Genomic DNA, 24,395 nt, shown 5'->3' on the forward strand with positions numbered 1-24,395 from the left:
TCCGACTTCGTCGGGCACTACTCGATCAGCGGTACTCGATCAGCGAGGCTCCTTCGGAGCCGTGCCCTCGTAGACCTCGGCGTCCGACCGGGCGTCGGGGTGGCGTCGACGGAGCACCAGGAGCGTGACGACGACGGCGAGCACCACCACCACGAGGGCGCCGGCGATCCACAGCAGGTCACCGAGCGACGACGCCGACGTGGCTGCAGCATCCGCCGTCGAATCGTCTGCGCCGTCGCTCGCCGACGTCGGAGCTTCGGCCGCCGCGGTCGGGCAGGTCGGCTCGCTCGCGCTGCCCGCGGCGAGCTCGGTTCCGTCGGCCGGCGCCCACTCGAACTCGTACTCCCCCGACACCGGATGCCCATCGGTCGAGACGACCTGCCAGGTCACCGTGTAGGTGCCCGGTTGGCCGAGCTGCGCGTCGGTCTCGATGGTCGCGTCGACGATCCTGGAGCATCCGTCGCCGTAGTACCGCGGATCCGAGGCCGGACCGGACACCTCGATGGCCGAGCCGTTTCCGAAGGAGAGCAGGTTGTCGTTGGTGGTCAGCAAGATGGTTCCCGGCTGCTCGGTCACGGTGGCGTTCTCCGCCGGGCTCGAGCTGACCGGGTAGTTGTGGGCCGAGGCCGGGCCGGCCACGCCGAGAACCGAGGCCGCGAGGACCGCGACCCCCGCCCCGACGAGGCCGAACCGGCGGCGAATGCCCGAGGACATGATCGCTACTTCCCTGCCGGCGCGCGGCGGCGCGACACGACGGCGATGACCACGCCGACAGCACCGACGACGAGCCCCAGCACGCCGAGCACTCGGGCGAGCACATCGACGTCGGCATCCGTCGACGAGGCATCGTCGTGGTCGGTCGACGCGGCGGCGTCATCCGAGTCGCTGTGACCATGAGCGTCGCCTGTGGCGTCGGTCACCACGATGGCGGGCGCCGGATGCTCCGGCTCGGCCTCACCGTCGACGGTCTTCTCGTTCCACTCGGTCGATCCCGCCTCGCAGGTCTGGGTGACGGGGAACTCGAGGGTGTCGCCGGCCGCGTCTTCTGGGAGCTGCAGGGACAGCGCGAAGGTGTCGCGGTAGCCGTCAGCCAACGGCGTCTTGGCCGTGTAGACGACCTGGCCGACACGCTCGGTGAGCTCGTTGCCGTGGGCGTCGGTGACGGGCGGGTCGAGCTTGATAGTGGTCTTCTCGACGGTCCAACCCTGGTTGATGGTCGGCGTGACCGAGGGGATGGACTCGGGGATGTCGATGGCCACCTCTGTGGTCGGCGATCCGTCGCAGCCGTGCGGCACCGCGAAGGTGAGCACCGCGTAGGAGCCGGCGGCGGTGCTGTCGGGCGTGACGCCGACGTGCGCGCTGGCCGCGAGCGGAGAGGCGAGGGCGAACAGCAGCCCGGCGCCGAGGGCTGATGCCGCGAGGGCCGTGGTGCGGGTGGTGGTCTTCATGGTCGTGTGTCGTCCTTGTGTCGATGGGGCACCGGAAGACGCGACGCGCTGAGGCGTCGACCGTCTCCGTCTGAGGGTTGTTCGGTGCCGAGGGAGGAAAGGTTCGTTCGGGTCGCCGGAGCTATGCTGCGGCGAATGCGAACGGACGGGGCGGCCCTCGATGCCGCATCGACGAGAGCACGACCAGGAGATCGTGCGGAAGCAGGACGACGGCGCGGGCGCTGAGGCGCACGTCGCTCACCGGAACCAGGCGCGGTGCACCGACGATCAGCACGGCGATCAGACGTCCGGCGGCGTGGACGGTGGCTCGCGCAGCGCGCTCGCCCCGGTACAGCGCCGCGATGGTGACGACGGCGGCGAGAATGTGCGCCAGGATCATGGCGGTGCCGTCATGGGCGGGGTGCCCGCCCATCTGGGCTGCCGCTCCCCCAGTGCCGAGCTGCTGCATGAGATGCGCGGCAGTGTCGTGGTGCGCCGCCGGATTCGTCGTGACCTGCAGCGAGCTGCCGCTGACTGCGAACAGGCCGTGGAACGCCAGCTGGCTGAGGATCACGGATGCCGCCAACCGCGCCAGCGAGAGCGTTCGGCCGGCCAGGGCCACGCACACCATGGCGGCGAAAGCGAAGGCCACGACCGTACCGACGCCGACCGGCACCTGGGCGCCGACGCCGCCGCCGATCGAGTGCGACAGGCCCGCGAGCAGGGTAGCGACGACGGCGGCGGTCAGTCCGCGCGCAGTCCGGGCACCCCGCTGGCTCATGGGATCAATCCTAGGAGGAGCGGCGGGAGCGGGAGGACGGCGATCGCCCGGATGCCGCGCCGGCCTCACATCGATCAGCGCTTCTCGCAGGCGATGCCGTCCTTGTCCCGGTCCGATTTCGCGTTCAGGTTGTAGAGGGCCGTGGAATGGAACGCCGATGGGCTGATCGCGACGTCCCTGCCGGACACTCGATCCACGGAGACACCGTTCCTCGCGACGCCGGAGGGATAGACCGCATTGAGCGCCGTGCAGTTCGCGTACGCGATGGGCGCCACCTTCTTCCCGGCAGAGACCTTCGACACTGTCGTGTAGCCGGACTTCGATGCGGTGGTCCGCACGCTGATCGTGCCGTCGACGTCGGTGGCGAGCACCCGATAGCTCGACGTCGTGGCGCCGATGATCGCCTTGCCGTTGCGGAGCCACTGGAACCTGATGGAAGCCGCTGGGCTCCAGGTGCCTGCACTCGCGGTCAGAGTGCCTCCGACCTTCGCCGTGCCGCCGATCGTCGGCGTCGGCGTCGCGGCGAACACGCCGTTCGCGATGGCGACGCCGGCACTCATCCTCGTGACCGGGGCGTATCCGATCTTCGATCCGGTCACGGCGAGCGTGACACTCGTAGATGCGTCGGCTGCAACAAGCTTGTAGCTCGATGCGGTGGCGCCGGCGATCGCGATCCCGTTCCGCTTCCACTGATACGTGAGCGCGACACCGGTGGGCGCCCAGGTGCCGGGCTGTCCCGTCAGAGTCTGTCCGACACGCTTGGTACCCGTCACGGACGGCGTCGGAGTCGCGGTGAGCAGCCTCTGGATACTCGACGCGGCGCTGGTCTTCGTGACCGGGGTGTAGCCGCCCTTGGACCCGGTCACGACGAAGGTGACGGAGGTCCCTCCGTCGCCAGGGGTGAGCTTGTACGTCAAGGCCGTCGCCTGGGGGATGGCGACGCCGTTCCGCTTCCACTGGTAGCTGAAGGCGATGCCGGCCGGCGCCCACGATCCCGCCCTGCCCGTCAGGACCTGGCCGACCAGTCCCGTACCGGAGACCGTGGGAATCGGCGTGGACGTGAGCACCTTCTCGATGACCGACGGAGCGCTGGTCCTGGCGACGGTTGCGTATGTCGCCTTGGATCCGGTGACCACCAGGGTGATGGAAGCGCCGGCATCGGCCGTCGCGAGCTTGTAGGTCGCAGTCGTCGCAGTCGTGATGGGTGCACCGTTGCGGTTCCACTGGTACTTCAGGGTCGCGCCGGCGGGCGCCCAGGTTCCGGCCGCACCGGTCAGCGTCTCGCCTACCCGCTTCTTCCCGGCAATGGTCGGCGTCGGCGTCGCGGTGAAGACGTTGGAGACCACGGCCGTGGGAGCGCTGGTCGTGGCATTCGCCGAGTAACCGGTCCTGGTACCCGTGACCGTCACCGTGATCACGCTGTCGGCGTCGCCGGTGACGAGCGTGTACGTCGAGGCCGTGGCGCCCTCGATCGGCGTGCCTGCGCGCTTCCACTGGAAGGCGAGGACAGCATCCGTCGGCGCCCACTCCCCTGCATCGACCGAGAGGGTCGAACCGACGATCGCGGTTCCGGAAATCGTCGCGTGCGGCGCCATCGTGGCGGCGGCGACGACGTCAGTCGAGGCACTCGTGCGCTCGGCCGCGATGAACGAGGCTTTCGAACCTGTGACGACGACCTGGATGGTGCAACCGATATCGGCGGCGGCCAGCACGTACGTCGACGACTGGGCGTCGGAGATCGGCTCGCCGTTGCGAGTCCAGGTGTAGTCGAAGTGCACGCCGGTGTCCCAGCCGTCGGTGACAGCTGTGAGGGTCGCACCGAAGACTGCCGGACCGTCGACGATCGGGATCGGCGACGGCGTGAGGTCGCCGTCGCCGACAGCCTGCGAGAAGGAACCGGAGTAGGTCCCCTGACCGCCAGACACCGGCTGCTCGGCCGTCCAGGCCAGTCGACCGATCCCGGTTCCGCTCCAGGTGACGGTGGAGTCGTCGGTGTCGACGGCGCCGGCGACGTCTGAGTCTGCCGCAACGGTGAGCTGCACCGGGCCGTCGACTCCGATCACCGGCTTCAGAATGGTGACGGCACCGGCGACGGTGGAACCCGCGAAGTCGTCGGGCAACACCTGGTCGGTCGCCGACAGCGCCGTGAGCGTGGCGATGCCGGTGAGAGGGGACAGATCCGAGATGGAGTTGCCGTCGAGGATCACGGAGTCGAGGCTCGTGGCGTACTCGAGGCCGGACAGGCTCGAAATGTGCTGAGCGGGACAGTCCAGACCGGTGAGGCTCGCCACATCAGCTCCGGTCAGCACCTCGTCCTCGGGGAACGCGATCAGTTCACGGACGCACGCGTCGAGGTTCGCATCCGCCAATCCGGCGAATCCCGTGTGATCGTCGGCCGCGGTCGCCGAGCCGACGACGCCCGTCAGCCCGGCGGCGACGAGGGCGGTGGCGACCACCGTGGTCCCGAGGATGCGCCTGCGAGGAACAGCGACACGGGCTGGGGGCTGGGCATGCAGCACAGAATCTCCTCGATGAGGCGGCTCCGGCCGCTTCGGGACAGGAGCGTGAGCACCGGTTCGGGTGACCCGGGTCGCACTACGTTAACCGCGAAACTGAGCAATGCCCACCCTTGGGGCACCCCCAATCCGGGAGTCGCACGCGGAACCGAGCGGCCAACCAGTGGGAACGGATGCGGCCCCTCACCGCGAGGTGAGGGGCCGCATCCGTTCCGATCAGACGACGGGCGTTACCAGAGCAGCACCGGGAAGGCGTTGCTCGTGGAGCCCTTCACGGTGTCGGAGCCGGCGTAGACCGACTTCAGCACGTGCAGGCCGGCCTTCAGCTTCGGCAGGGTGATCGTCTTCCTGCCCTTGTCGCCCGCGCTGAGCGTGATGGTCGCGAGCAGCTTCTTGCCGTCGTAGACATTCACGTCGCCGGTGACGACGGTGCCCTTCGGAGCTGACACCACCACCGTGTACTTCAGCGCCGAGTTGTGGCTGCCGAGGACTGTGTTGGCGTAGGCGAAGGTCGAGCTCTTCACCGCGGGCACTGGTGCCGTGATGGTGATCGGCACGGCGATCGACGTTCCCGTCGACGGCACCGCGATCGTGAGCTGCTGGGCACCGGAGAGGCCGGCCGGAATCGCGAAGGTCACCGATGCGCGACCCACCTCATCCGTCGTGTCGACGATCGTCGGGTCGATGGCCGAGGATCCGACCACGGTCCCGCCGATCGAGAGCTCGACCGTGGAGGCGGCGGGCTCGCCGGCGCTGAACGCGAGCGACGAGAGGTCGGCGGTGACCGACTCTCCCACCGCATACGCGGCACCGCTGGCGGGAGCCGTCAGCTTCACTCCGACCGCGCGCTGGGCGAGGTCGGGCGACACGGGCGAGTTGGCGGCCATGTAGTCGACCATCGACTCGAGGTCGACCTTGCCGGAGTCGGCCTTCTGCGTTCCCTCGGCCAGGGTGAAGAAGTTGTCTCCGCCCGAGGCCAGGAACGAGTTGACGACGACGCGGATGCTGTCGTCGGCAGCCACGGGCTCCCCGTTCAGCAGCACGTTGGTGATGTGCGATCCGACGGCAGCCGTCGGGTCCTCGGTGTAGGTGAGGCTCTTCGACACACCGAGCTTGAGGAACGGTCGCGCTGCCGTGGCGGGCTGCCACTGCTGCTCGAGCACCTCCTTGAGCTGTGCACCCGTGAGGGTCAGCGTCACCAGCGTGTTGGCGAACGGCTGGACGACAGCGGCCTCCTTGTAGGTGAGGTTGCCGTCGGGGTCGGCCGGCCCTGACGATGCGTACTTCATGTCGGCGCGCAGGCCACCCGGGTTCATGAGGGCGACCTGGATGTCGGCGGAGTCGCGCTGGGCGCTCCACAGCTGCACGTCGGCGACGAAGTTGCCGAGAGTCGACTCCCCACCGCGGTTCTCAGCGCCGGCCGTCTGCTTGGCCCGGTTGAAGTCCGCGGTGATGTCGCCGAGCTTCACGGCACCGAGCACGGCTGCCTTGGCCACGGCGTCGGCGACGATCGGGGTGACGGCCGGGTCATCCGTGTAGTTCGGCGTGTACGTCGTGACTGTGCCGTTGACGACCTTGGTCTTGACGTCGTAGGTGTTGTTCACCATCGACAGCAGTTCCTTGGTCTGCGGGTTCACCTCGATGTCCATGATGCTGAACTTCTCGCCGTACTGGCCAGAGGAGATCACGGGACGTCCGTCGATCACGTGGTTGTACGCGAGGTGGGTGTGACCCGACACGATCGCGTCGACGCTGTCATCCACGCCGTTCACGATCTTCCCGAACGCCGAGTTCGGGTCGGTGGCGGATGCCACAGCGGTGGTCGCGGCACCCTCGTGCACGAGCAGCACGACGACGTCGGCCTCGCCGTTCGCCGGGTCGCCGTCGCGCAGGTCGTCGGCGACGGCGTTGACCGACTCCGTCACGTCGCGCACGTCGATCTGGGCGATGCCGGCCGGGCTGACCAGCGAGGACAGCTCGTTCGTCACGGCTCCGACGAAGCCGATCGTCACGCCGTCGAACTCCTCGGTGTAGTACGCGGGAAGTGCGTGCTCGTCAGTGCCCTTCTTGTAGATGTTCGCTCCGAGGTACTCCCACTTCGCCCGCGGGATGATGCGGTCGGTGAGGTCGGCGAAGCCCTTGTCGAACTCGTGGTTGCCCACCGAGCTCACCTCGAGGCCGGCCGCGTTCAGCGCGTCGATCGTGGGGTTGTCCTTCTGGATGAACGAGGTGAACGTGGAGGCGCCCACCATGTCACCGGCTGCAGCGAAGACAGTGTTCGGGTTCTCGGCCCGCACCTGCTTCACAGCCGTCGACAGCGCGGCGATGCCGCCGGCCGCCGATCCGGTGCCCTCGTTCTCGATGCGACCGTGGAAGTCATTGACCGTCACGAGGTCGATGGAGACCGGGGCGACCTCACTCGAGACGCCGACGACGATCGGGTCGTGGTCGCTCGACCTGAAGGGCGTTCCGGCCTCGGTGGCACCGAACGCGTAACCGCGGTCGCTCCACTCGGGCGAGTTGATGTTCCAGACGCCGACACCGGTGACCGTCGAGGCGACCGACGGGCTGGCGAGGACGTGGTCGAGGCTGCCGAGCTCGCCGTTGAAGGAGTAGGTGTACTGGCCTGCGGCATCCGTCGGCACCAGGTCGGTCCAGCCGGCGTCGGTGAAGACGTCGATCGGGTCCTCCTGGGCGTATGAGTTGAAGTCGCCGATGAGGAACACGTCACCGCTGCCCGAGCTCTGCTTCAGGGTGTCGGTGAAGGCGAGGGTGGCCTGCGCCTGCTTGACCCTGTCCTCGTTGAACCAGCCCTGGCCGTCGGCCGGCTCTCCGGTCGAGCCCGAGGGGGCCGACTTCGACTTCAGGTGGTTGGCGACGACGGTGATGGTCTTGCCGTCGAAGGTGAAGGCCTGGGCGATGGGCTCGCGCGCGTTGCCCCAGACGCTCTCGTCGATCGGGACGGTCTGGCTGACGCCCTTGGGAGTGACGGCATCCGCCTTGTAGATGATCGCCGTGGTGATGAAGTCGGTGACGTCGGCCGTGAGGGCGTCGGGCGTGGGAACGAAGCTCCACACCTCGCTTCCGGCAGCCTCGTTGAGCGCGTCGACCAGGTTGCCGAGCGCCTCGTCCTTCGGGTCGCCGAGCTTGATCGAGTTCTCGATCTCCTCGAGCGAGACGATGTCGGCGTCGAGGCCGTTGATGGCCGCGACGATCTTCGACTGCTGGATGGCGAACTGCTCGGCCGTGGCCGCGCCGCGCGCACTGGAGTTCTCGCTCGTGAGGGTCGTGAAGTAGTTGAAGACGTTGAACGAGGCGAGGCGTACGTCGCCGCCGACAGCCGGCGGAGCCTCGGGGCGCGGGTTCGTGGCTTCGAAGGTGGGCTTGGCCTCGGCCGGGCTCCCATCGGTGATGGGCACCGCCGGCTGCAGGCGCCAGTCGTCGAAGCCGTAGCTCAGCACGTAGGGGGCCGCCGGGAAGTCGACGACGTCGCCGTTGCGCACGACGGTGTCGGCCGTGTAGTACGGCTGGTCGCCGATGTGCGCGGCGTTGGACACCTGGATGCTGTAGCCGTCGTCGAGCAGGAGACGGTTGGCCTTGTTCGCCGCGGCGATGGCTGCGGCATCCGGACCCGACTGCTTCTGCTCGGTGGCGGCGACGAGGGGAGCATCACCGGCGGAGAGCCAGAGGGTGCCGAAGTTGTAGAGCTGGTGGCTCGAGGCGACCTTGTAGGTGCCCGTCGGCTCGACCAGCATGCCCTCGAGGTTCTCGCGGTCGGCGCCGAGCACGGTGTCGGGCAGCGGCGTGGCTGCGGGAACGCCGACCGCCGGCGTCACGACGGTGACGGCTCCGGCGACGGATGCCGTGAGCTGGGTGAGTCCGTTGAACTCACGCACGGTTCCCGTGGCCTGCACCAGGTCGCCGATGGCGAGGGCGGGCTTCTGGTTGCCGAGGTAGACGAACAGGCCCTCGGACGCTGCGGGGATGGAGCCTCCGCTGCCCGCGGTCTGGATGTAGATGCCGTTGTAGCCACCCGTGCGCTCGTCGGCTGTGACGACGCCCTGCACGACGTAGCTGTTGCCGTCATCGGCGAACGGGCTGGCGGCACCCGTGCCCTGGATGGCGGCGATGGTGCTGTCGACAGTCGTCGCGAAGGCCGGGGTCGCGCCGAAGGACGCGAGTCCGAGAGCGGCGACGGTGACGGCGGCGAGCGCCGACAGCCGACGACGATCCCGCCTGACTGGCCGGACTTCCGGCGGCATCTGCGCTGCTGCCTCTGCGCTGGAGCGTTGGAATGTGGACACGTGACTTCCCCTCGGAGAAACGGATGTGGTGCACAGGACTGCTCTCGGACAGCGCATTCGGCGACCGTGCCGAGAAACTGGCGACCCCTCCCGCGCGTACCCCGTATCGGGGCACACCCGTTCAGGGGTCAATCGCAGACTATGGGCTGCCTCCGACGCTGCCAAGGGCCGTGAGAGAAATGTCATCTGCTCTTAAGTTGGTCGCCGCATCCGTGCGCGCGGATGCGGCGGAGTTGTCATGAGGCCGTCAGCGGCCGACGTCCGCCCTAGGCTGGTCGCCTATGTTGACCGTGATCCTCGGGGTGTCAGGCGCCCTCATCTTCGGCTCGGCCGACTTCCTCGGCGGCCTCGCCGCCAAGCGCATGAGCGCGCTGCTGACGACGGCCATAGCGGCGCTCACGGGTCTCGTGCTGCTGGCCCTGCTCCTGCCGTTCCTCGGCGGCACCTGGTCGTCCGAGGCCGTGTTCTGGGGCGCGCTCTCCGGCGTCTCCGGCGCCGTCGCCATCTCGCTGCTCTACGCGTGCCTCGCCATCGGGCCGATGAGCATCCTGTCGCCGTTGACCGCCGTCGTCTCGGCGATAGTCCCGCTGACCGTCGCCCTCGCGGGCGGCGAGACCCTCGCCTCCCTCGGATACTGGGCGATCGGACTCGCCCTGATCGCCGTGGTGATGGTGGGGTTCGTTCCCGAGAAGGGCGCCGTGCGGCCCTCGCTCACGGGCATAGCCATGGCCGTCGGATCCGGAGCGGCCATCGGAGTCTTCCTCGTGCTCATCGATCTGACCCCCGACGACAGCGGACTCGTACCCCTCGTGCTCAATCGCGCCGTCAACTCCGCCATCATGTTCAGCGTCGTCGGGATCCTCTTCCTCGTCGGGCTGCGCCGACGACGGCATGCCCGCCACGAGGCCGCCAGCCTGACCGGGATGGGGACCGATACCGCGGACCCTGACGGCACGTCGGCCGCGGCATCCGCAGCTCGCAACGCCCTGCGGGCGGGCATCCTGCTGGCCGTGGCGTGCGGAGTGATCGATGCCGTCGCCAACACCCTCCTGCTGCTGGGCATCCGCGTGGGAGACCTCAGCGTGATGAGCGTGCTGACGGCCCTCTACCCTGCCGGCACCATCCTGCTGGCGGCGATAGTGCTGCGGGAGCGCATCGCTCCGGTGCAGTGGATCGGACTGGCCCTGGCACTCGCAGCGGCCGGGATGCTGGCTCTGGCCTGAGCCCGGCGCCTGGCGCGGCGTCTGCCGACGTGACTACCGGGGGGTCTTCGGAGCCTTCGGTGCCTTGCGCGGGCGCTTGCCCTCGGTCGAGGACGGGGAGAAGAGCACACCGAACACGATGCCGATGCCGATGCCGATGAGCGCGCCGGCGATCACGCTGTCGAGCGTGTAGCCGATGGCGACGCCGAGCACACCGCCCACGACGAAGCCGAGCGGCCAGGCGACGAGTGCGCTCATGTGCTTGCGTCCAGCGCGGCCGGGCAGGCGCGGCTCGGGGGTGTTCTCAGCCATGCAGACAATCTACCCGCGGCACCGGATGCCGCTGACCACGGTCGGCGCTCAGCGCACGGTCGGTCGGAACACCTGCGTCGGCTCTCCCCCGCTGAACAGTTCGACGACGAACTCCAGCAGGCGGAACGGGAGCAGGGCCACCAACTGCACGATGAGGAGCGGCCCGATCACAGCGCTGCCGTACGACAGCACCGCGGCCATCCGCCAGTCGCGACCCCAGAGGAAGGCTGCCGCCAGCGGCGCCAGCAGCAGGATGAGCCACGCGACTCCGCTCGTGACCGTCAGCACCACCGCGACGGCGATGACCCCGACGGCCAGCAGCACCTGGACGAGGAGCAGCAGCCCGAGTGGGAGGGCATGGCGCAGATAGCGTTCGGCCGACACCCAGCCCCACATGAGCCAGGCGCGCAGCAGAGGCACCCGCTTCTCGCGCAACCCGACCAGGAACAGGCGATCGTCCTCACGGCGCTGCTCGAGGGCGGCGTGCGGGTCGCCGCCGTCGCCGATCACCGCGGCCAGTTCGGAGCGGTGATCGTGGAGGACTGCCGGCGCCGACTGCCGTCCGTACGACGCGATGAAGCTCCAGAGGAAGGACGGCACCGACGCGAGGTCCGTGCTGTTCGGGCGGGCCGGATGCCCGTCGGGCACGTGCGCCGGAGCCCACACGACGGCGTCACCGCCGGGCTCCCTGTAGCCGATGCCCCGCCGGAGCTGGAACAACCGCCCATCGGGGGGCACCTGGGCGAGCTCGATCGAGGCGAGTGGCTCGCCGTCCTCGGTGATGAACGGCATCCGTTCCCCCTTCGCTGCGGTGTGGGTCCATCCTGCACGCTGGGGCTGTCAGTGCGCGGAAGGGCCCCGTGCGCACGAGGCCCTTCCTGTCATCCGCACAAGAGGTCGTCGGGTCGACCACAGATGACGTTCGCGTGCTGCACGGTCTTCTCTCCGCGCAGCACGGAATGGAGTACGGCGCCGACGCCCGGTCGGATTGGATTCCGCGACAGATCAGTCCGGGATGGCGACGGCGACGCCGCTCACGGTGATGCCGCCGGTGACCGGGATGTCGACCGCGAGCAGGCTCTGCCGGCCGACGTGGCGTCCCTGATGCACGACCACGCGGGCCGGCGCCTCGACCAGGCCGAGGGCTCGCAGGTAGCCGCCGAGCGACGCCGCGGCCGAGCCCGTCGCCGGATCCTCGGTGATGCGCCCGACGGGGAAGATGTTGCGCGCCTCGTACTCGCCCGGCGCCAGCACGTGCAGCATCGTGATGGTTCCGGTCCACCCCTCGACGTCCATGAGCGATCGCGCCACGACGGGCGAGAAGGTGAAGGAGTCGAACACGTCGGCATCGGCGACGACGACGACCGGATGCCTGTTGCCGGCGAAGGCGACCCGCGGCGGGTGGCTGGCGTCGAGTTGCGCCTCGCTGAGCGACGTCATGGCGAGGATCTGGCTGAGCGCCGCTCCGTCCAGCGGCTCGATCGCCGGCTCGACGCTGGTGAAGGCCGCCCGGATGCCCCCAGCTGCACCGGTCGCTGCGGTGGGGTCGGCATCCGTCACGATCGGGATCTCGCCGACCGGGGTGGCGAAGCGGATCTCGCCGACGCCGTCGCGCTCGGCGATCGCCACGGCCGTCGCTATCGTCGCGTGTCCGCAGAAGGGCACCTCGGCGATCGGGCTGAAGTAGCGGATCGCCGTGGCGCCACCAACGGTGCCTGTCACGAACGCCGTCTCGGCGTAGTCGACGTCGGCGGCGATGCGCTGCATCTCGGCATCAGTCAACCCGCCGGCATCGAGCACGACACCGGCGGGGTTGCCGCCGCGGGGGTCTGTGGTGAAGGCGGCGTAGCGGAGGATCTGCGGGGTGGCCATGCCTCCATCATCGCGCGACGGAGGCACGGCGGCCACAGCCGGCCTAGACCTCGTAGTCCTCGCCGAAGCGACTGCGGTAGTCGACCGGGATGAGCGGCTTCTCGGCGCGCACTCGCAGCTCCTGCACGGCCCAACTGTTGCCGTCGGGGTCGCTGAAGCCGAAGAAGGTGCCTCCGTCGCGGTCATCGAAGACCGTGAGCTCGGTGGCGTCGACACCGCGGCCGATGAGCTCCTCACGTGCGGTGGCGGCATCCGACACCACCAACTGCAGGCCTTTCAGCGAGCCCGGCTCCATCTGGTTCTGCGACGGGAGGGTGCCGATCACGATCGAGCAGCCGGAGCCGCGCGGCGTGAACTGCACTATGCGCGCCTCGCCCATGTCGGTGTCGTGATCGAGGTCGAATCCGACCCTGTCGCGATAGAACTCGATCGATCGCGCGATGTCCTTGACGGGCACGATGACGACTTCGAGGGTCCAGTCCATGAGGTTCTCCTTGGGTGTCGGGTCGGATGCCGGACGGCCGGTCAGCCGAGCAGTTCTTCGAGGCGCTCGTAGCCCTCGCGCATGCCGTGCTCCATGCCCGAGGCGACCATGCCGTCGCGGGCCTCCTGGGTGGGGTAGACGGAGTGGCCCTCGAGGCGCGTGCGTCCGTTGCCGAGATCGACGAAGCGCATCGAGTCGAGCGCCACGACGTCGGGGTAGCCCTCGAACTCGAAGGTCTGCACGGCGAACTCGTTCTCGCGCACGACGTGGAAGACTCCGTTGAAGCCGTACTTCTCGTCGCCGCGGCCATGGATGTAGCGGTAGCGGCCTCCGGTGCGGAAGTCGTACTCCTCGATCTCCATCTCGAGGTCGCGCGGGCCGAGCCACTGGGCGACGAGGGCCGGGTCGCGGTGGGCGTTGAAGACGGCCTCGACCGGGTAGTCGAACTCGCGCACGAAGTCGACGTACTGCACGCCTTCGGGCGCCGTGACGGTGAGGGCATTGGTGGTGGTGCTCATTGTTCCTTCTCCTTGATGGTGTCGACGGATGCCGCTTCGTCAGGTGCGGCATCCGATGCGCCCATCGCTCCGAGCACAGCATCGAGACTGCGGAACTGCTGCTCGTGGATGAGCCTGTAGCGGTCGATCCAGCTGGTCATGCGCTCGAGTTCCACGGCATTCAGGTGAACGGGCCGACGCTGCGCGTCACGCGTCCGCGTGACCAGCCCCGCCTGCTCGAGCACCTGGATGTGCTTCGAGACCGCCTGCTTGGAGATCTCGAACGGCTCTGCGAGCTCGTTGACCGTGGCCGAGCCCCGACTGAGGCGGGCGATGATCCGCCGACGGACCGGATCGGCCAGGGCCATGAATGCCCTGTCGAGCCGCTCCTCCGACTTCGGATCCACGATCATTATCAACCTTCTGCTTGATCAATCATTTGATTGATCAAAGAGTACGACGCCACGCTCGTCGCGTCAAGCCTTCGGGAAGGTGTGGGTTCCCTGCCTACCAGGGAGCGCCAGGGGCTGCAGGAGTCGCGTCGGCGGAGTGCGTCGACTAGTCGAAGTCTTCGACGCGCCACTCGTCATGCCAGTCGATGCGCGGCACGCCCGCATCGAACCGGATGGGGAGCCAGACGTAGTCGGCGATCGCGGTGTTCTCGCCCCTACCGGCAGCCATCACGGCGCCCATGCTGGCGGCTTGCTCGGGCGTCATCTCCGGACGAGCGGCACCCTGCGCCATGGCCGCGACACTGTCGTAGACGTTGGGCATGGCGTCCGGCAGCTGCGGCAGCCACCGGTCCGCGAGGGCGATGTAGAGGTCCTTCTTGAGCGGATGCTTGAACACACAGCTGATCTGCGAACGAAACGAAGTGCGGCTCGGGTCGTCCGGATGCGGGTCGCCGAGCACAGTCCACGGTCCGTGGTAGTCGGGAGCCGAAGCGACCTCGGAGAAGTTCGGGAAGTACCCGGTCGACCCCGACGTGACGAGGTAGTGCACGCCGTCCCGCTCGAAATGCGCGGGCGCCTCACGGGTGAACGGCGGACTCGGGTGAGGGAAGTGGAGCGAGTGCACACCCGTGACATCCGTGTAGTCGTCTGTCAGCTCCGCGACGACGAGGTCGGTGTGCACCTTCTCGAAGAAGTAGTACGCCTTCTTCGTGGCGGGATCGACGACGAGGTCGAAGTCACCCGCACTCATCCCCAACGGCGTCAGGCCGGCGCGCACGATCTCGTACGGGCCGAGCAACGAGTCGGACGTGAGCACCGTCGACGCCTGCGTGTCGTGGGCGCCTTCCCCCATGAGCTTGAGCCAGCAGACGTACTTGCCGGTGAGTTCGTTGAAGATGATGTGCGGGCGATCCATCTTCTGCGCGGGGTGCAGAGGAGATGACGGGTCGTCGAGCACCGGCGGGAGGATCAGGCCCAGATCGTCCCAGTTGTAGAGGTCGGCGGAGGAGTACGCGCGCACACCCCAATGCCAGTTGCCGCTGCCCGGGGTCGTGTGCTGCTTGTTCTCGCCGTACCAGTAGAAGGTGCCGTTCTCGTAGAACAGGGACCCTCCGTGTGCCTGGATCCGTTCACCGTTGGTGTCGAGCCACGGGTGACCGGGTCGGATGGCGTCGTTCGTCATGAGAGCTCCGCTCCATTCGTCACGGCGACCCGGCCGAGCCACCTCGCGCTGCCCTTGGGCGTTCGCTCGAAAGTGGTGCGGTCCACCGCGACGAGACCGAACGTGATGGCGTAGCCGTGCACCCACTCGAAGTTGTCGATGAAGGTCCAGTGCAGGTATCCGCGCACATCGAGCCCGTCCGCCAGGGTCCGCGCCACGCCGTGGAGGGCGCCGGTGGTGTAGTCGATGCGTCGTTGGTCGTCAGCCGTGGCGATACCGTTCTCGGTCACGATCATGGGTGTGCCGCCGGTGACGTCCCACGCGCGCCGCTGGGCGATCTCGAGGGCATCGGGACGATAGGCCCACGCCGTCTGGGTGAGTTCGGCGCCCTCAGGGGCGCCTTCCAGCCCATCCGGTCCGACGAGCTGGCTGGTGTAGGACTGCACGCCGACCCAGTCGTCATCGCGGGATGCCTCCAGGTAGGTGTCTTCCCAGACGCGCTGGTAGTGGTCGAGCCTGTCTTCGTAGCCCTCGCGTGCAACGAGGCTCTGGATGGCGATGGTCCATCCGACCTTCGCCGCCGTAGTCGCACGCAGGATGTCGCGGGCTCTCGCGTGTGCGCGGAGCATGGTCTGCGCGGCTTCGTCCTTCGGTTCGGGCATGGAGAAGGCGTTGAGACCGGCTTCGCCATCGACGGCCGACCGTGCCGCTCCCATGCGGGCGAGGACCGCCGCGGGGTCCGGGTACTGCAGCGGGATCGACATCTGGTACATGACAGCGAACATGTTCGGCTCGTTGATCGTCGCCACCCAGGTGACGCCGTCGAGGATCGGGCAGACCGCGTCGACGTAGTCACCGAACCGGTCGACCGCCTCAGGGGATCCCCATCCTCCAGCCTGGGCGAACCACAGCGGGCTCGAGAAGTGGTGGAGGGTCACGACGGGCTCGACTCCCTGCGCGAGGCAGTAGTCGATGATCCTCCGGTAGTGGGCGAGCTCGGCCACCGAGAACTCGCCTCGGACCGGCTCCACCCGCGCCCACTCGATCCCGAAGCGGAAGGCATTCAGGCCGAGCGATTTCAGCAGGTCGATGTCCTCTTTCCACCGGTGGTAGAAATCGACGGAATCGCCGCTGCGCTCAGCGAACGACGAGCCGGGCAGTTGTTCCAAGGCCCACATGTCGCTGTTGAGGTTGTTGCCCTCGTTCTGGTGCGGCGCGCATGCTGCTCCCCACAGGAAGCCGGCGGGAAAGACGATGTCTGCGTTCACGGCCATGGTACGAATCCTTCGGTTGCAACATTCCAGGAATCGGGAAAGCCGGTGGTGGCGATCATCGAGACCGCCGCGAGCAGGGAACCGTTGCCGGGCAGGTAGATGGGGAGGATGGATCCCATCTGGGCGTTGTGCCCGACGATGGTGAACCGGTTCTTGATCTCGTCGCGGAGCAGAGCGTCGATCGCGATGTCAGGGCGCCCCAGCCGTGATGCAGTCATCGCCATGACCGGGAAGTCCCACCCCCATGCCGACGGCCAGTCCCAATTGCCGAGTACGTCGAGGAGGGTCGCGGTCATGATCGTGGGATCGATGATCGGAGTGGGTGGCACGACGCCGAGTGCGGCGAGAAGTGCGGGGTGGTCGTCGCGTCGCAGGAACGGCTCGGTTGCGATCGCCGTGTAGTGCTCGTCCTCGACGTGCGGGCGCGCGAGCCCATCCTGCACCGTCGACCACTCGGCTTCGCGCGCCAGCCCAGCGCGCTCTCTCCAGAGTTGGGCGATCTCCAGTCCCCACCACCAGGACGCGAGCTCGTAGGTGGGGTCTTCCGTTGTCGTCACGTCATAGAACTCCTGCGCCGGCATGATCGGCGCGAGCAGGTGGAACTCGCCGTCGCGCTCTGCCGCGAAGGCGGCCATGAAGGTCGCCGTCTGCTCCACCAGCCCGGCGAACTCGAGAACCAGCGCTTCGCGCTTCTCGGGAACGGATGCGCGCCAGATCAGTTCGAGCAGGTACAGCACGTGCGGCTGCTGCCAGACGAGGAACGAGCCGATCGGATCGGGGCTCTCCCGACCATCCGGACCGACCTGCTTGGGCCACCGCGCGCCCGGGTAGCCCTGGCCCGCCGCAGTGCTCTGCGCCGCCGGGAGGATCGAGAGATACCAGCCGAGACTGCGCTCGAGGAGCTCCGGTCGTCCCCAGGTCGCGAAGTGGGCCGCGTGCCAGAAGTGCATCTCGAGGTGGGCCTTGCCCGACCACGAATTCGTGGTCAGTCCGGTCTCGGCGGGCGGCATGACCCCAGCCGAATTGACCGCGGTGAGGTACTGGGAGAGCACGATCCGGCGCTCGAGCTCATGGGCCCGCGCATCCGCCGTGTCGTGGAAGTCGATCGCCGCCCCGGAGAGCCAGAAGCGCTCCCACGACGTGGCTGCTGCCTGAGCGACGGCGTCGAAGGACGGGAGCGCTCCTCCATCGTTCGGGGCGAATCGGACGACCACGTCGAGCGAATCAGCGTCCGTGGATACCTCGAACTCATGAGGCGCGGTCTGGCTGATCGATCCGCTGCTGGATTCGACGGCCACGACGTAGGCGGTTCCGTCGAGCTTCCGCGAGATCGTGGCCCGAGAACCCTCGGCCGCGATTGTCGATGTGTGGCGGTCGGGATTCCGCCAGTCCGAGGTCTGGAAGAAGCCGGGATGCGCGTAGGGGAATCGCAGGGCGATGCGCAGTCGGCCGTCACCGAGGAGTGCGGAACTCACGCGGAAGGCGACGGTGGAGTCATCCGGGGCCGCCACGGTCGTCACCTCGACCATCTGGTCGTCGTAGCGGAAGCGGCTCGTGATCGTTCCCGACCAGAGGTCGAGGTTCTGGACGGTGTCGGTCAGAACCTCAGGGCTGACGTCGACCGGCGAGCCGTTCGCGTCGTGGAAGGAGAACCCGATGCGACCGAGATCCAGTCGTTGGGGATTCGCGTTGAGCCAGGCGCCCGGACGGTTCTCGTCGGAGACGTGGCCGCGCATCGCACCTTCCATGTCGTGCCGGTCCGGGTAGCGCACGACTCCGCGTGTGGTCGTGTGCTCCGACATCGCGTCGTCGAGCACGAAGCCGTCGGGGTTGGGCATCTCGTGCCATCCCCAAGTGCTCATGGTCGCGCTGTTGATCGCGGCGCGTCCCTGCATGATCGCGGTGGCCTGGTCGTGGAATGTCGTGAACGTCTGCATTCCCGTGATGTCAGCGGTGTAGGCGAAGTCACCGTTGCCGACGGTGAGCACGGACTCGGGGTCGGGAACGGTGATCGACACGTTGTGGCGCTGCACGACGGCGTGGCGATCGATCGGGCGGGCATCGTGGGGCATGGCGGCCTTTCTCCAGGGTGGTTGCGGCCGGGCCATGGACGAGCCCGGCCGCAACGTGGTCAGCGAACGGCTTTGACCTTCAGGATGACGAGGCCGCCGGCGACGGTGAACACGGCTGCGGCGATGTAGATCACCGCGTAGCGGTCGCCGGTGGTGATGAGCGCGAGGGCGGCCGCAGCCACGAAGGGCGCGATGGCCTGGGCGAGAACGTTCGCGAGCTGGATGATGTTGACGAAGCGGCCGGCTTCCGTGTCGCGTTCCGGCAGCACGTCGAGGTACAGCGCCTGGTCGACGGCGGAGAAGACACCGATGCTGATGTTGCAGAGCAGCGATCCGACGAGGAGCAGCGTCAGGTCGGGGGCGACGACCATGACGAGGGCGCCGATGCCGAACAGGATGCCGGAGCCGAGCACGAACGCCTTGCGACGGCGCAGCTTGTCGGAGAGGAATCCACCGAGGAACACGCCGGCGACGGTGCCGAGGATGCCGATACCGCCGACGGTGGCGACGGTTCCGCCGATCTGGTCGACGGGGATGTCCAGCCGCTCCGCGAAGAAGAAGGCCGTGTAGCTGGTGTTGAGGGTGAGTCCGAAGAAGAACAGGAAGCGGCCGAGCCAGTTCCACGCGAAGTCGGGGTAGCGCTTGGGGTTGAAGACGTACTTCGAGACGAGCACCTTGGCGGTCAACGGCGAGTCGAAGGTGAGGTTCCGGCTGTCGGCATCCTTGTAGTACACGACGAAGACCAGCACGACGACCAAGGCGACGAAGGCCGGGGCCAGGAAGAGCAGGAAGGGCTGGTTGGCGACAGTCCCACCGAAGACGGCACCGAAGACGGGAGCGACCATGGTGGCGAAGCCGGTGATGGCTCCGACCTTGCCGCGCTGATTCTCGGGCAGCTTGTCGGCCTGGATGGTGCCGAAGGTGTTGACCGTCGAGTTGAGGCCGATCTGCGCGATCACCCAGCCGATCCCGAGGCCGAGCACCGCTGGCGATGCCGCCATGACGGCCAGGCCCAGGATGCCGGCGAGGATGCCGCCGACGAGCCACGGTCGGCGGCGACCCCACCGCGAGCGAGTGCGGTCGGAGAGCTGGCCGGCCAACGGGCTGGTCAACAGGGCAGCCAGAGAGCCGAAGCCGAGAACGACACCGAGGTATTCGGCGTGGTCGGGAGCGAGGGCATTGACGCGGATCGCGAGGGAGATCGCGATCGGCGTGACGAAGGCGAGGTACGTGCCGAACAGGCCCAACGCCAGAAGGGTGATGAATGCCCCGCTGACCTTGGGACGATCCGCGTCGCCGCCGGCGGCGGCAGCGAGCTGTTCGGTGTCTTCGGCCGGCGATGCGCTCCCGAGGGGGAAGGCACCGTTCGAGGGTACGGGCGGCTGGTCGTCTGTCGTGTTCATCGGGGACTCCTTTGTCAGTGTTACAGGTGGGGGCTCGTGGGTCAGCGTGTGGTGAGGGTGGCTACTGCCGGTGTGCATCCGTCGGCCATCGCGGTGACGGTGATCTCGCCTACTCCGGTGGGACGGATGATCGCGAGGGCTCGTCCGTCGAAGGTGGTGTGCGTGGCTGCGTTGAACGACTCGGTCGTGATGGGGTTGCCGCTGCCGAAGGCCTGCAGGATCGCCGGTCCGTCGACGGTGATGGTGACGGGCCGGTCGACGCCGTTGCGCGCGATTCCGTTCTCGTCGGTGAGGGTGAGGTCGACGTAGCCGAGGTCGGTTCCGTCAGTGCGGAGGTCCTGCCGGTCGGCCCTCGCCTCCAGCACGAGGGAGTTTCCGGCCGTGGCGAGCTCGACGCGGCCGGATTCGACGCCGTCCACATAGGCCACGGCCGTCAGCGTGCCCGGGCGGTAGGTCGTCTCGATCGCCACCCGGAAGTTCTCGACCCGTGCCCGACCGATCGTTTCGCCGTCGAGCAGCAGTTCGATCTCATCGGCGTCGCTGTAGACGTCGACCGTGACGGGCTGCCCTTCCGCATCCGCCCAGGTCCAGCTCGCGATCGCGTCACCCCACGCCCATGGCGTCGCGACGGCGATCGGGCGGCCGTGGTTCGCGGGCGGGTGGACGGCGATGAACGGATCGGAGCGCAGGCCGAAGACGATCTCACGGAAGTACGACACGGGTCGGCGGTTGCCGACGATGTCGATGTCGCCGCACCAGGCGGTCAGCTCGGGGAATCCACCGGAGAACCCGGACTGGCCGGAGTCGGAGTAGCGCGTCACGCCGATACCGGTCTCGCCGAGGTAGTCCCATCCGGTCCAGGTGAAGTCGCCGATGACGTGGCCGTTGGCCTTGACGAGTTCCCAGTTGCCGACGATGGACGTCGGCCAGGTCTCGGTACCCACGATGATGCGGTCGGGGAACTGGTCGCGGTCCAGTTCGTAGCGGGCCTCCGCATAGTTCATTCCTGCCACGTCGAGCTCGGCGTAGGACTCTTCGGTGCGCTGCGTCGCCGGCTCCGAGGTCTGGATGTGGCTCATCATCTGGCCGAACCCCGCCATCATGGTGTTCACACCGCCCTCGGGGGCAGCCGCGGCGGCATCCCGTCTGGCCTGCATCTGCGGCACGATCGTGTCGATCATCGACACGAAACCGTTGATGCCGTTGGTCACGTAGCGAGTGCTGTCCAACGAGCGCACCTTCTCGGCGAGCCGCCGACCCCACGTCGACCCGATCGGGCTTCCCGTCTCGGGGATCTCGTTGCCGATCGAGTAGAAGATCACGCTGGGGTGGTTGATGTCGCGGGCGACCATCGCCTCGACGTCGCGCTCCCACCACTCGGGGAAGTCGAACGCGTAGTCGAAGTCGCTCTTGCTCTGGGTCCACATGTCGAAGGTCTCGTCCATGACGAGCATTCCGAGCTTGTCGCACGCCTCGAGCAGGGCTGTGCTCATGGGGTTGTGTGCGCTGCGGATCGCGTTGAAGCCGGCCTCTTTGAGACGGGCGACCTTGCGTTCCTCGGCCGCTCGCATCGATACAGCGCCCAGAGGCCCGTTGTCGGAGTGGATGCAGGCTCCGCGCAGCTTCGTGCTCACGCCGTTGATGCGCAGCCCCTTCTGCGGGTCGAGCTGGAGGGAGCGGATGCCGAACGAGACGGAGTGCTCGTCGACGACGTTCTCTCCCTCGCTGAGTGCGAGGTGGAGCGAGTAGAGGTTCGGTGCGTCGACACTCCAGAGCTCTGGCGCGGCGACGTAGGCACGCAGGCGTGCGGTGCCTCGCGTGCCGGGAAGGAGCGTGATCGGTGAGCGTGCGGTGGCGACGGCTGCGCCATCCGGGCCTGTTACGTCAGCAGTCAGTTCCAGAGTCGAGGTCAGCGCGCTCGAATTCTCGACCGCCACGGCGATCTCCACGACGGCTCGATCGGACTCGATGTCGGGAGTCGCCACGATCACGCCGTCAGTGGCGATGTGCACCGGGTTCTTCACGACCAGGTGCACGTCGCGGTAGATGCCCGCGCCGGAGTACCAGCGGCTGTCGAGGTGCGTGCGGCACTCGACACGGATCTCGTTGTCGGCGCCGAACCGCAGGTACGGGTCGATCTGCACGAAGAACCGCGAATACCCGAACGCCCGCTGGCCGGCGAGGTTGCCGTTGATGAAGACGGCCGCGTCGCGGTACACGCCATCGAACTCGAGCAGGATCCGGCTGCCTCGCAGCTCCGCCGCTGCATGGAAGGTCTTCCTGTACTCGAAGGCGCCGCCAGGGAAGTAGCCGGTGGTCTCGCCGCGCGGAACATCCGCCCGACGTTCCGCTCCGATGAGGGCGTCATGCGGGAGCGTCACATCCGTCCACGCCGAGGCCGACAAGCCACCGAGCTCCATGAATGCGGTGACCTTGGGCCGGAAGCTCCAGCCGGTGGTGAAGATCTCGCGAGTCATGCGTGTGCTCCAGTACGTCATTGTGAGGAAGTCGCACGGTTGGTATCGCGCGTTACCTGAGTAGGAAACCACACTTAGTAACGCGCGTCAACTCACCGCTATATGCTGAGGTCGTGATTGCGACCAGCGAAGATGTGGCCAGGCGCGCGGGAGTGTCCCGCGCCACTGTCAGCCAGATCCTGAACGGGCGCGGACAGCGCTTCGCTTCCGAGACGCGCGAGCGCGTCGCACGAGCTGCAGCGGATCTGGGCTACCAGCCATCAGCCGCCGGACGCACCCTCGCGAAGGGATCCAGCGACATCGTGATCGCCGTCATTCCGTACACGACGTTCGGTGGCAACCTGCAGGACATCTTCCAGAAGGCGACGGAAGAGCTGGCGTCGCGGGGGCTGACGCTGCTGCTGCACCTCGCCACCGAGACCACCGCCCCCCTCGATCGCGTCGTCACAGGCATGAAGCCGCGCGCCGTCATCTCGCTCACCCCGTTGTCACGGGAGGAGCTCGACCTGCTGAAGAGCCGCGGAGTCCTGGCATTCGACCCGGAATCCTCTTCCACCGGACGAACCGATCCCAACGAGGAGATCGGCGCGCTCCAAGCTCGCTACCTCGTCGACCGCGGCTACACCCGTCTCGTCTTCGCCCATCTCCAGGATGCTCGACTCGACCCCTTCGGCGCAGGGCGGGAAGAGGGTGTGCGCACGGTGTGCATGGAGCACGGGTTGCCCGAACCGACGATCGTACGGGTGGGGATCGATCCAGACGACGCCCTCGGCGCGATCGATTCACTCGCGCTGCCCGGGGTCGGCATCGTCTGCTACAACGACGATGTCGCGACGGTTCTGCTCTCAGCTGCCACCATCCGGGGCTGGAGAGTGCCCGCTGATGTCGGGTTCATCGGGATGGACCACACACCTCTCTCGGCGGCGACGATCCCGCCGCTCTCCACTGTCGGCTACGACCAGCGCGCGGCCGCGTACAACCTCATCACCGCAGCCCTCCAGGGTCTCGGCGAGCCCACCGATGACCGCGAACTCCAGGACGTCAAGTTCGCTCTGGTTCCCCGGGGAACCGCCTAGCAGCTGAGCGCGAGGCGCACAGGGGGCACCGAGGGCTTGGGTCCGCACCATCCACGCGCGTTATACAGTTCCTTCATAGATCGACGACGCTGACGTTCGTCGCTGAACCTCGAAGGACACGACGACGTGCCGACCTCCACCAGCCTCGCCAGACTCGACCTGAACCTGCTCGTCTCTCTCGACGCGCTCCTCACGGAGCGGAGCGTGACTCGCGCGGCCGAGAGGCTGAATCTGAGCCAGCCGGCGCTCAGCGCGTCCTTGGCTCGTTTGCGCGTGCATTTCAATGATCAGATCCTCGCTCGGCAGGGCAACTCCTATCAGCTGACACCTCTGGCCTCGCGATTGGCCGAGCAGACGGGTGTCGCCCTGGACGCCGCTCAGCGCGTCTTCTCCAGTCAAGCCGCGTGGGACCCGACCCAGTCGACGCGTGAGTTCACCGTTTACGGTTCCGACTACGGATTCGCGACCGTCGGGCGCGTCGTCGCCGATCTGGCGGCGGACCGTGCTCCGCACGTGCGGTTCCGCTTCATGCAGCACACTCCCAAGATCGTCGAGGATGCCCTGGCGACTCTCCGCTCGTCGGACGGGCTCCTGCTTCCCCACGGCTTCCTGTCCGACTTGCCCTACGTCGATGTCTCGACCGACGGCTGGGTCATCATCGCCTCCGCGGACAACGACTCGATCGGCGAGGCCGTCTCGATGGATGACATCACGACGGCACCGTGGGTCTTCACGTATCAGTCGCGATCTGCGTTCACGTCGGCGACCCGCCAGTTGCAGCAACTGGGTATCGAGCCCAACGTCGAATGCGTGGTGGAGGGCTTCCTCACACTGCCGTCCTTCATCGCCGGCACGCGCAGGCTCGGGCTGATCCAGGCCCATCTCGCAGACTTCGCACGACAGAATCCGCGCATCCGCGTGCTCGCGCCCCCGTTCGAAGCGACTCCGATCACGAATGCGCTGTGGTGGCACCCGATCCACCGCCGGGACCCGGAGCACATCTGGATGCGTGAGCTGTTCATCGAGGCTGGCGGAGTGGTCGATACGGCGTCGCCCAGAGGGTGACCAGGACCGGGTCGCCCCG

General features: G+C 67.7%; 19 protein-coding genes. 3 read left to right on the plus strand and 16 right to left on the minus strand.

All coding sequences use genetic code 11. The features are described 5' to 3' along the window. Positions 1-39 precede the first annotated feature (39 nt). The 5 genes from ASF30_RS14435 to ASF30_RS14455 form a co-directional block, all read right to left on the minus strand. Positions 40-714, minus strand: a complete 675-nt coding sequence (locus ASF30_RS14435) for a copper resistance CopC family protein (RefSeq protein WP_055907978.1) — start codon at positions 712-714, stop codon at positions 40-42. Between the two features lie 5 nt (positions 715-719). Next, positions 720-1,448 (minus strand): YcnI family copper-binding membrane protein, encoded by a 729-nt coding sequence (locus ASF30_RS14440; protein WP_055907981.1) that lies wholly within the window; start codon positions 1,446-1,448, stop codon positions 720-722. Between the two features lie 121 nt (positions 1,449-1,569). After that, positions 1,570-2,208 carry a hypothetical protein gene (locus tag ASF30_RS14445; RefSeq protein WP_055907984.1) on the minus strand — a complete coding sequence of 213 codons (639 nt, stop codon included), beginning with the start codon at positions 2,206-2,208 and terminating at the stop codon, positions 1,570-1,572. 74 nt (positions 2,209-2,282) lie between these two features. Beyond that, the gene (locus ASF30_RS14450) at positions 2,283-4,727 is read right to left on the minus strand and encodes an excalibur calcium-binding domain-containing protein (protein ID WP_055907988.1); all 2,445 of its coding nucleotides are present in this window, start codon (positions 4,725-4,727) and stop codon (positions 2,283-2,285) included. Positions 4,728-4,954: 227 nt separating this feature from the next. Beyond that, on the minus strand, positions 4,955-9,028 hold the full coding sequence (locus ASF30_RS14455; RefSeq protein WP_235480342.1) for an ExeM/NucH family extracellular endonuclease: 4,074 nt from the start codon (positions 9,026-9,028) through the stop codon (positions 4,955-4,957). 281 nt (positions 9,029-9,309) lie between these two features. Between ASF30_RS14455 and ASF30_RS14460 the strand changes: the two genes are divergently transcribed. Further along, positions 9,310-10,251 (plus strand): EamA family transporter, encoded by a 942-nt coding sequence (locus ASF30_RS14460; protein WP_055907990.1) that lies wholly within the window; start codon positions 9,310-9,312, stop codon positions 10,249-10,251. Between the two features lie 33 nt (positions 10,252-10,284). Here the strand turns inward: ASF30_RS14460 and ASF30_RS14465 are convergent, their stop codons facing one another. The 11 genes from ASF30_RS14465 to ASF30_RS14515 all read right to left on the minus strand — a co-directional run bounded on the left by ASF30_RS14465 (position 10,285) and on the right by ASF30_RS14515 (position 22,235). After that, complete coding sequence (locus ASF30_RS14465) at positions 10,285-10,542, minus strand: hypothetical protein (RefSeq protein WP_055907993.1); 258 nt, start codon at positions 10,540-10,542, stop codon at positions 10,285-10,287. Positions 10,543-10,590: 48 nt separating this feature from the next. After that, on the minus strand, positions 10,591-11,334 hold the full coding sequence (locus ASF30_RS14470) for a DUF1353 domain-containing protein (RefSeq protein ID WP_055907996.1): 744 nt from the start codon (positions 11,332-11,334) through the stop codon (positions 10,591-10,593). Positions 11,335-11,547: 213 nt separating this feature from the next. Then, positions 11,548-12,414: a PhzF family phenazine biosynthesis protein gene (locus ASF30_RS14475; protein ID WP_055907999.1), complete on the minus strand. Its 867-nt coding sequence runs from the start codon at positions 12,412-12,414 to the stop codon at positions 11,548-11,550. 43 nt (positions 12,415-12,457) lie between these two features. Next, on the minus strand, positions 12,458-12,898 hold the full coding sequence (locus ASF30_RS14480) for a VOC family protein (protein WP_055908002.1): 441 nt from the start codon (positions 12,896-12,898) through the stop codon (positions 12,458-12,460). 41 nt (positions 12,899-12,939) lie between these two features. Continuing rightward, positions 12,940-13,416: an SRPBCC family protein gene (locus tag ASF30_RS14485; RefSeq protein WP_055908004.1), complete on the minus strand. Its 477-nt coding sequence runs from the start codon at positions 13,414-13,416 to the stop codon at positions 12,940-12,942. Then, entirely contained in the window at positions 13,413-13,808 is a 396-nt protein-coding gene (locus ASF30_RS14490) for an ArsR/SmtB family transcription factor (RefSeq protein WP_055908007.1), read from the minus strand. The genes ASF30_RS14485 and ASF30_RS14490 overlap by 4 nt, the downstream gene beginning before the upstream one ends. A 145-nt stretch (positions 13,809-13,953) precedes the next feature. Further along, a complete protein-coding gene (locus ASF30_RS14495; RefSeq protein ID WP_055908010.1) occupies positions 13,954-15,030 on the minus strand; it encodes a family 43 glycosylhydrolase in 1,077 nt (358 codons plus the stop codon). After that, positions 15,027-16,283 carry a glycoside hydrolase family 1 protein gene (locus tag ASF30_RS14500; protein WP_055908013.1) on the minus strand — a complete coding sequence of 419 codons (1,257 nt, stop codon included), beginning with the start codon at positions 16,281-16,283 and terminating at the stop codon, positions 15,027-15,029. Before ASF30_RS14500 ends, ASF30_RS14495 begins: the two co-directional genes overlap by 4 nt. Continuing rightward, positions 16,274-18,355, minus strand: a complete 2,082-nt coding sequence (locus ASF30_RS14505; protein ID WP_055908016.1) for a hypothetical protein — start codon at positions 18,353-18,355, stop codon at positions 16,274-16,276. The genes ASF30_RS14500 and ASF30_RS14505 overlap by 10 nt, the downstream gene beginning before the upstream one ends. Before the next feature lie 59 nt (positions 18,356-18,414). Further along, positions 18,415-19,758 (minus strand): MFS transporter, encoded by a 1,344-nt coding sequence (locus ASF30_RS14510; RefSeq protein ID WP_055908019.1) that lies wholly within the window; start codon positions 19,756-19,758, stop codon positions 18,415-18,417. A 41-nt stretch (positions 19,759-19,799) separates the two neighbouring features. Next, complete coding sequence (locus tag ASF30_RS14515; RefSeq protein WP_055908022.1) at positions 19,800-22,235, minus strand: glycoside hydrolase family 2 TIM barrel-domain containing protein; 2,436 nt, start codon at positions 22,233-22,235, stop codon at positions 19,800-19,802. A gap of 113 nt (positions 22,236-22,348) precedes the next feature. Here ASF30_RS14515 and ASF30_RS14520 point away from each other — a divergent pair, with 113 nt between their 5' ends. Continuing rightward, positions 22,349-23,311 (plus strand): LacI family DNA-binding transcriptional regulator, encoded by a 963-nt coding sequence (locus ASF30_RS14520; RefSeq protein ID WP_082467831.1) that lies wholly within the window; start codon positions 22,349-22,351, stop codon positions 23,309-23,311. A 126-nt stretch (positions 23,312-23,437) separates the two neighbouring features. After that, positions 23,438-24,376, plus strand: coding sequence for a LysR family transcriptional regulator (locus tag ASF30_RS14525; protein WP_055908027.1), 939 nt, complete (start codon positions 23,438-23,440; stop codon positions 24,374-24,376). The last annotated feature ends 19 nt before the right edge of the window (positions 24,377-24,395 follow it).

It is taken from the genome of Leifsonia sp. Leaf264 (assembly GCF_001422325.1).
GTDB lineage: Bacteria > Actinomycetota > Actinomycetes > Actinomycetales > Microbacteriaceae > Orlajensenia.

Bases quoted from the DNA above. Each gene is read 5' to 3' on its own strand.
- ASF30_RS14495 (WP_055908010.1), bottom strand. From the start codon at position 15,030: ATGACGAACGACGCCATCCGACCCGGTCACCCGTGGCTCGACACCAAC.
- ASF30_RS14515 (WP_055908022.1), bottom strand. From the start codon at position 22,235: ATGACTCGCGAGATCTTCACCACCGGCTGGAGCTTCCGGCCCAAGGTC.
- ASF30_RS14445 (WP_055907984.1), bottom strand. From the start codon at position 2,208: ATGAGCCAGCGGGGTGCCCGGACTGCGCGCGGACTGACCGCCGCCGTC.
- ASF30_RS14505 (WP_055908016.1), bottom strand. From the start codon at position 18,355: ATGCCCCACGATGCCCGCCCGATCGATCGCCACGCCGTCGTGCAGCGC.
- ASF30_RS14470 (WP_055907996.1), bottom strand. From the start codon at position 11,334: ATGCCGTTCATCACCGAGGACGGCGAGCCACTCGCCTCGATCGAGCTC.
- ASF30_RS14440 (WP_055907981.1), bottom strand. From the start codon at position 1,448: ATGAAGACCACCACCCGCACCACGGCCCTCGCGGCATCAGCCCTCGGC.
- ASF30_RS14475 (WP_055907999.1), bottom strand. From the start codon at position 12,414: ATGGCCACCCCGCAGATCCTCCGCTACGCCGCCTTCACCACAGACCCC.
- ASF30_RS14435 (WP_055907978.1), bottom strand. From the start codon at position 714: ATGTCCTCGGGCATTCGCCGCCGGTTCGGCCTCGTCGGGGCGGGGGTC.
- ASF30_RS14480 (WP_055908002.1), bottom strand. From the start codon at position 12,898: ATGGACTGGACCCTCGAAGTCGTCATCGTGCCCGTCAAGGACATCGCG.
- ASF30_RS14500 (WP_055908013.1), bottom strand. From the start codon at position 16,283: ATGGCCGTGAACGCAGACATCGTCTTTCCCGCCGGCTTCCTGTGGGGA.
- ASF30_RS14490 (WP_055908007.1), bottom strand. From the start codon at position 13,808: ATGATCGTGGATCCGAAGTCGGAGGAGCGGCTCGACAGGGCATTCATG.
- ASF30_RS14460 (WP_055907990.1), top strand. From the start codon at position 9,310: ATGTTGACCGTGATCCTCGGGGTGTCAGGCGCCCTCATCTTCGGCTCG.
- ASF30_RS14485 (WP_055908004.1), bottom strand. From the start codon at position 13,416: ATGAGCACCACCACCAATGCCCTCACCGTCACGGCGCCCGAAGGCGTG.
- ASF30_RS14510 (WP_055908019.1), bottom strand. From the start codon at position 19,758: ATGAACACGACAGACGACCAGCCGCCCGTACCCTCGAACGGTGCCTTC.
- ASF30_RS14465 (WP_055907993.1), bottom strand. From the start codon at position 10,542: ATGGCTGAGAACACCCCCGAGCCGCGCCTGCCCGGCCGCGCTGGACGC.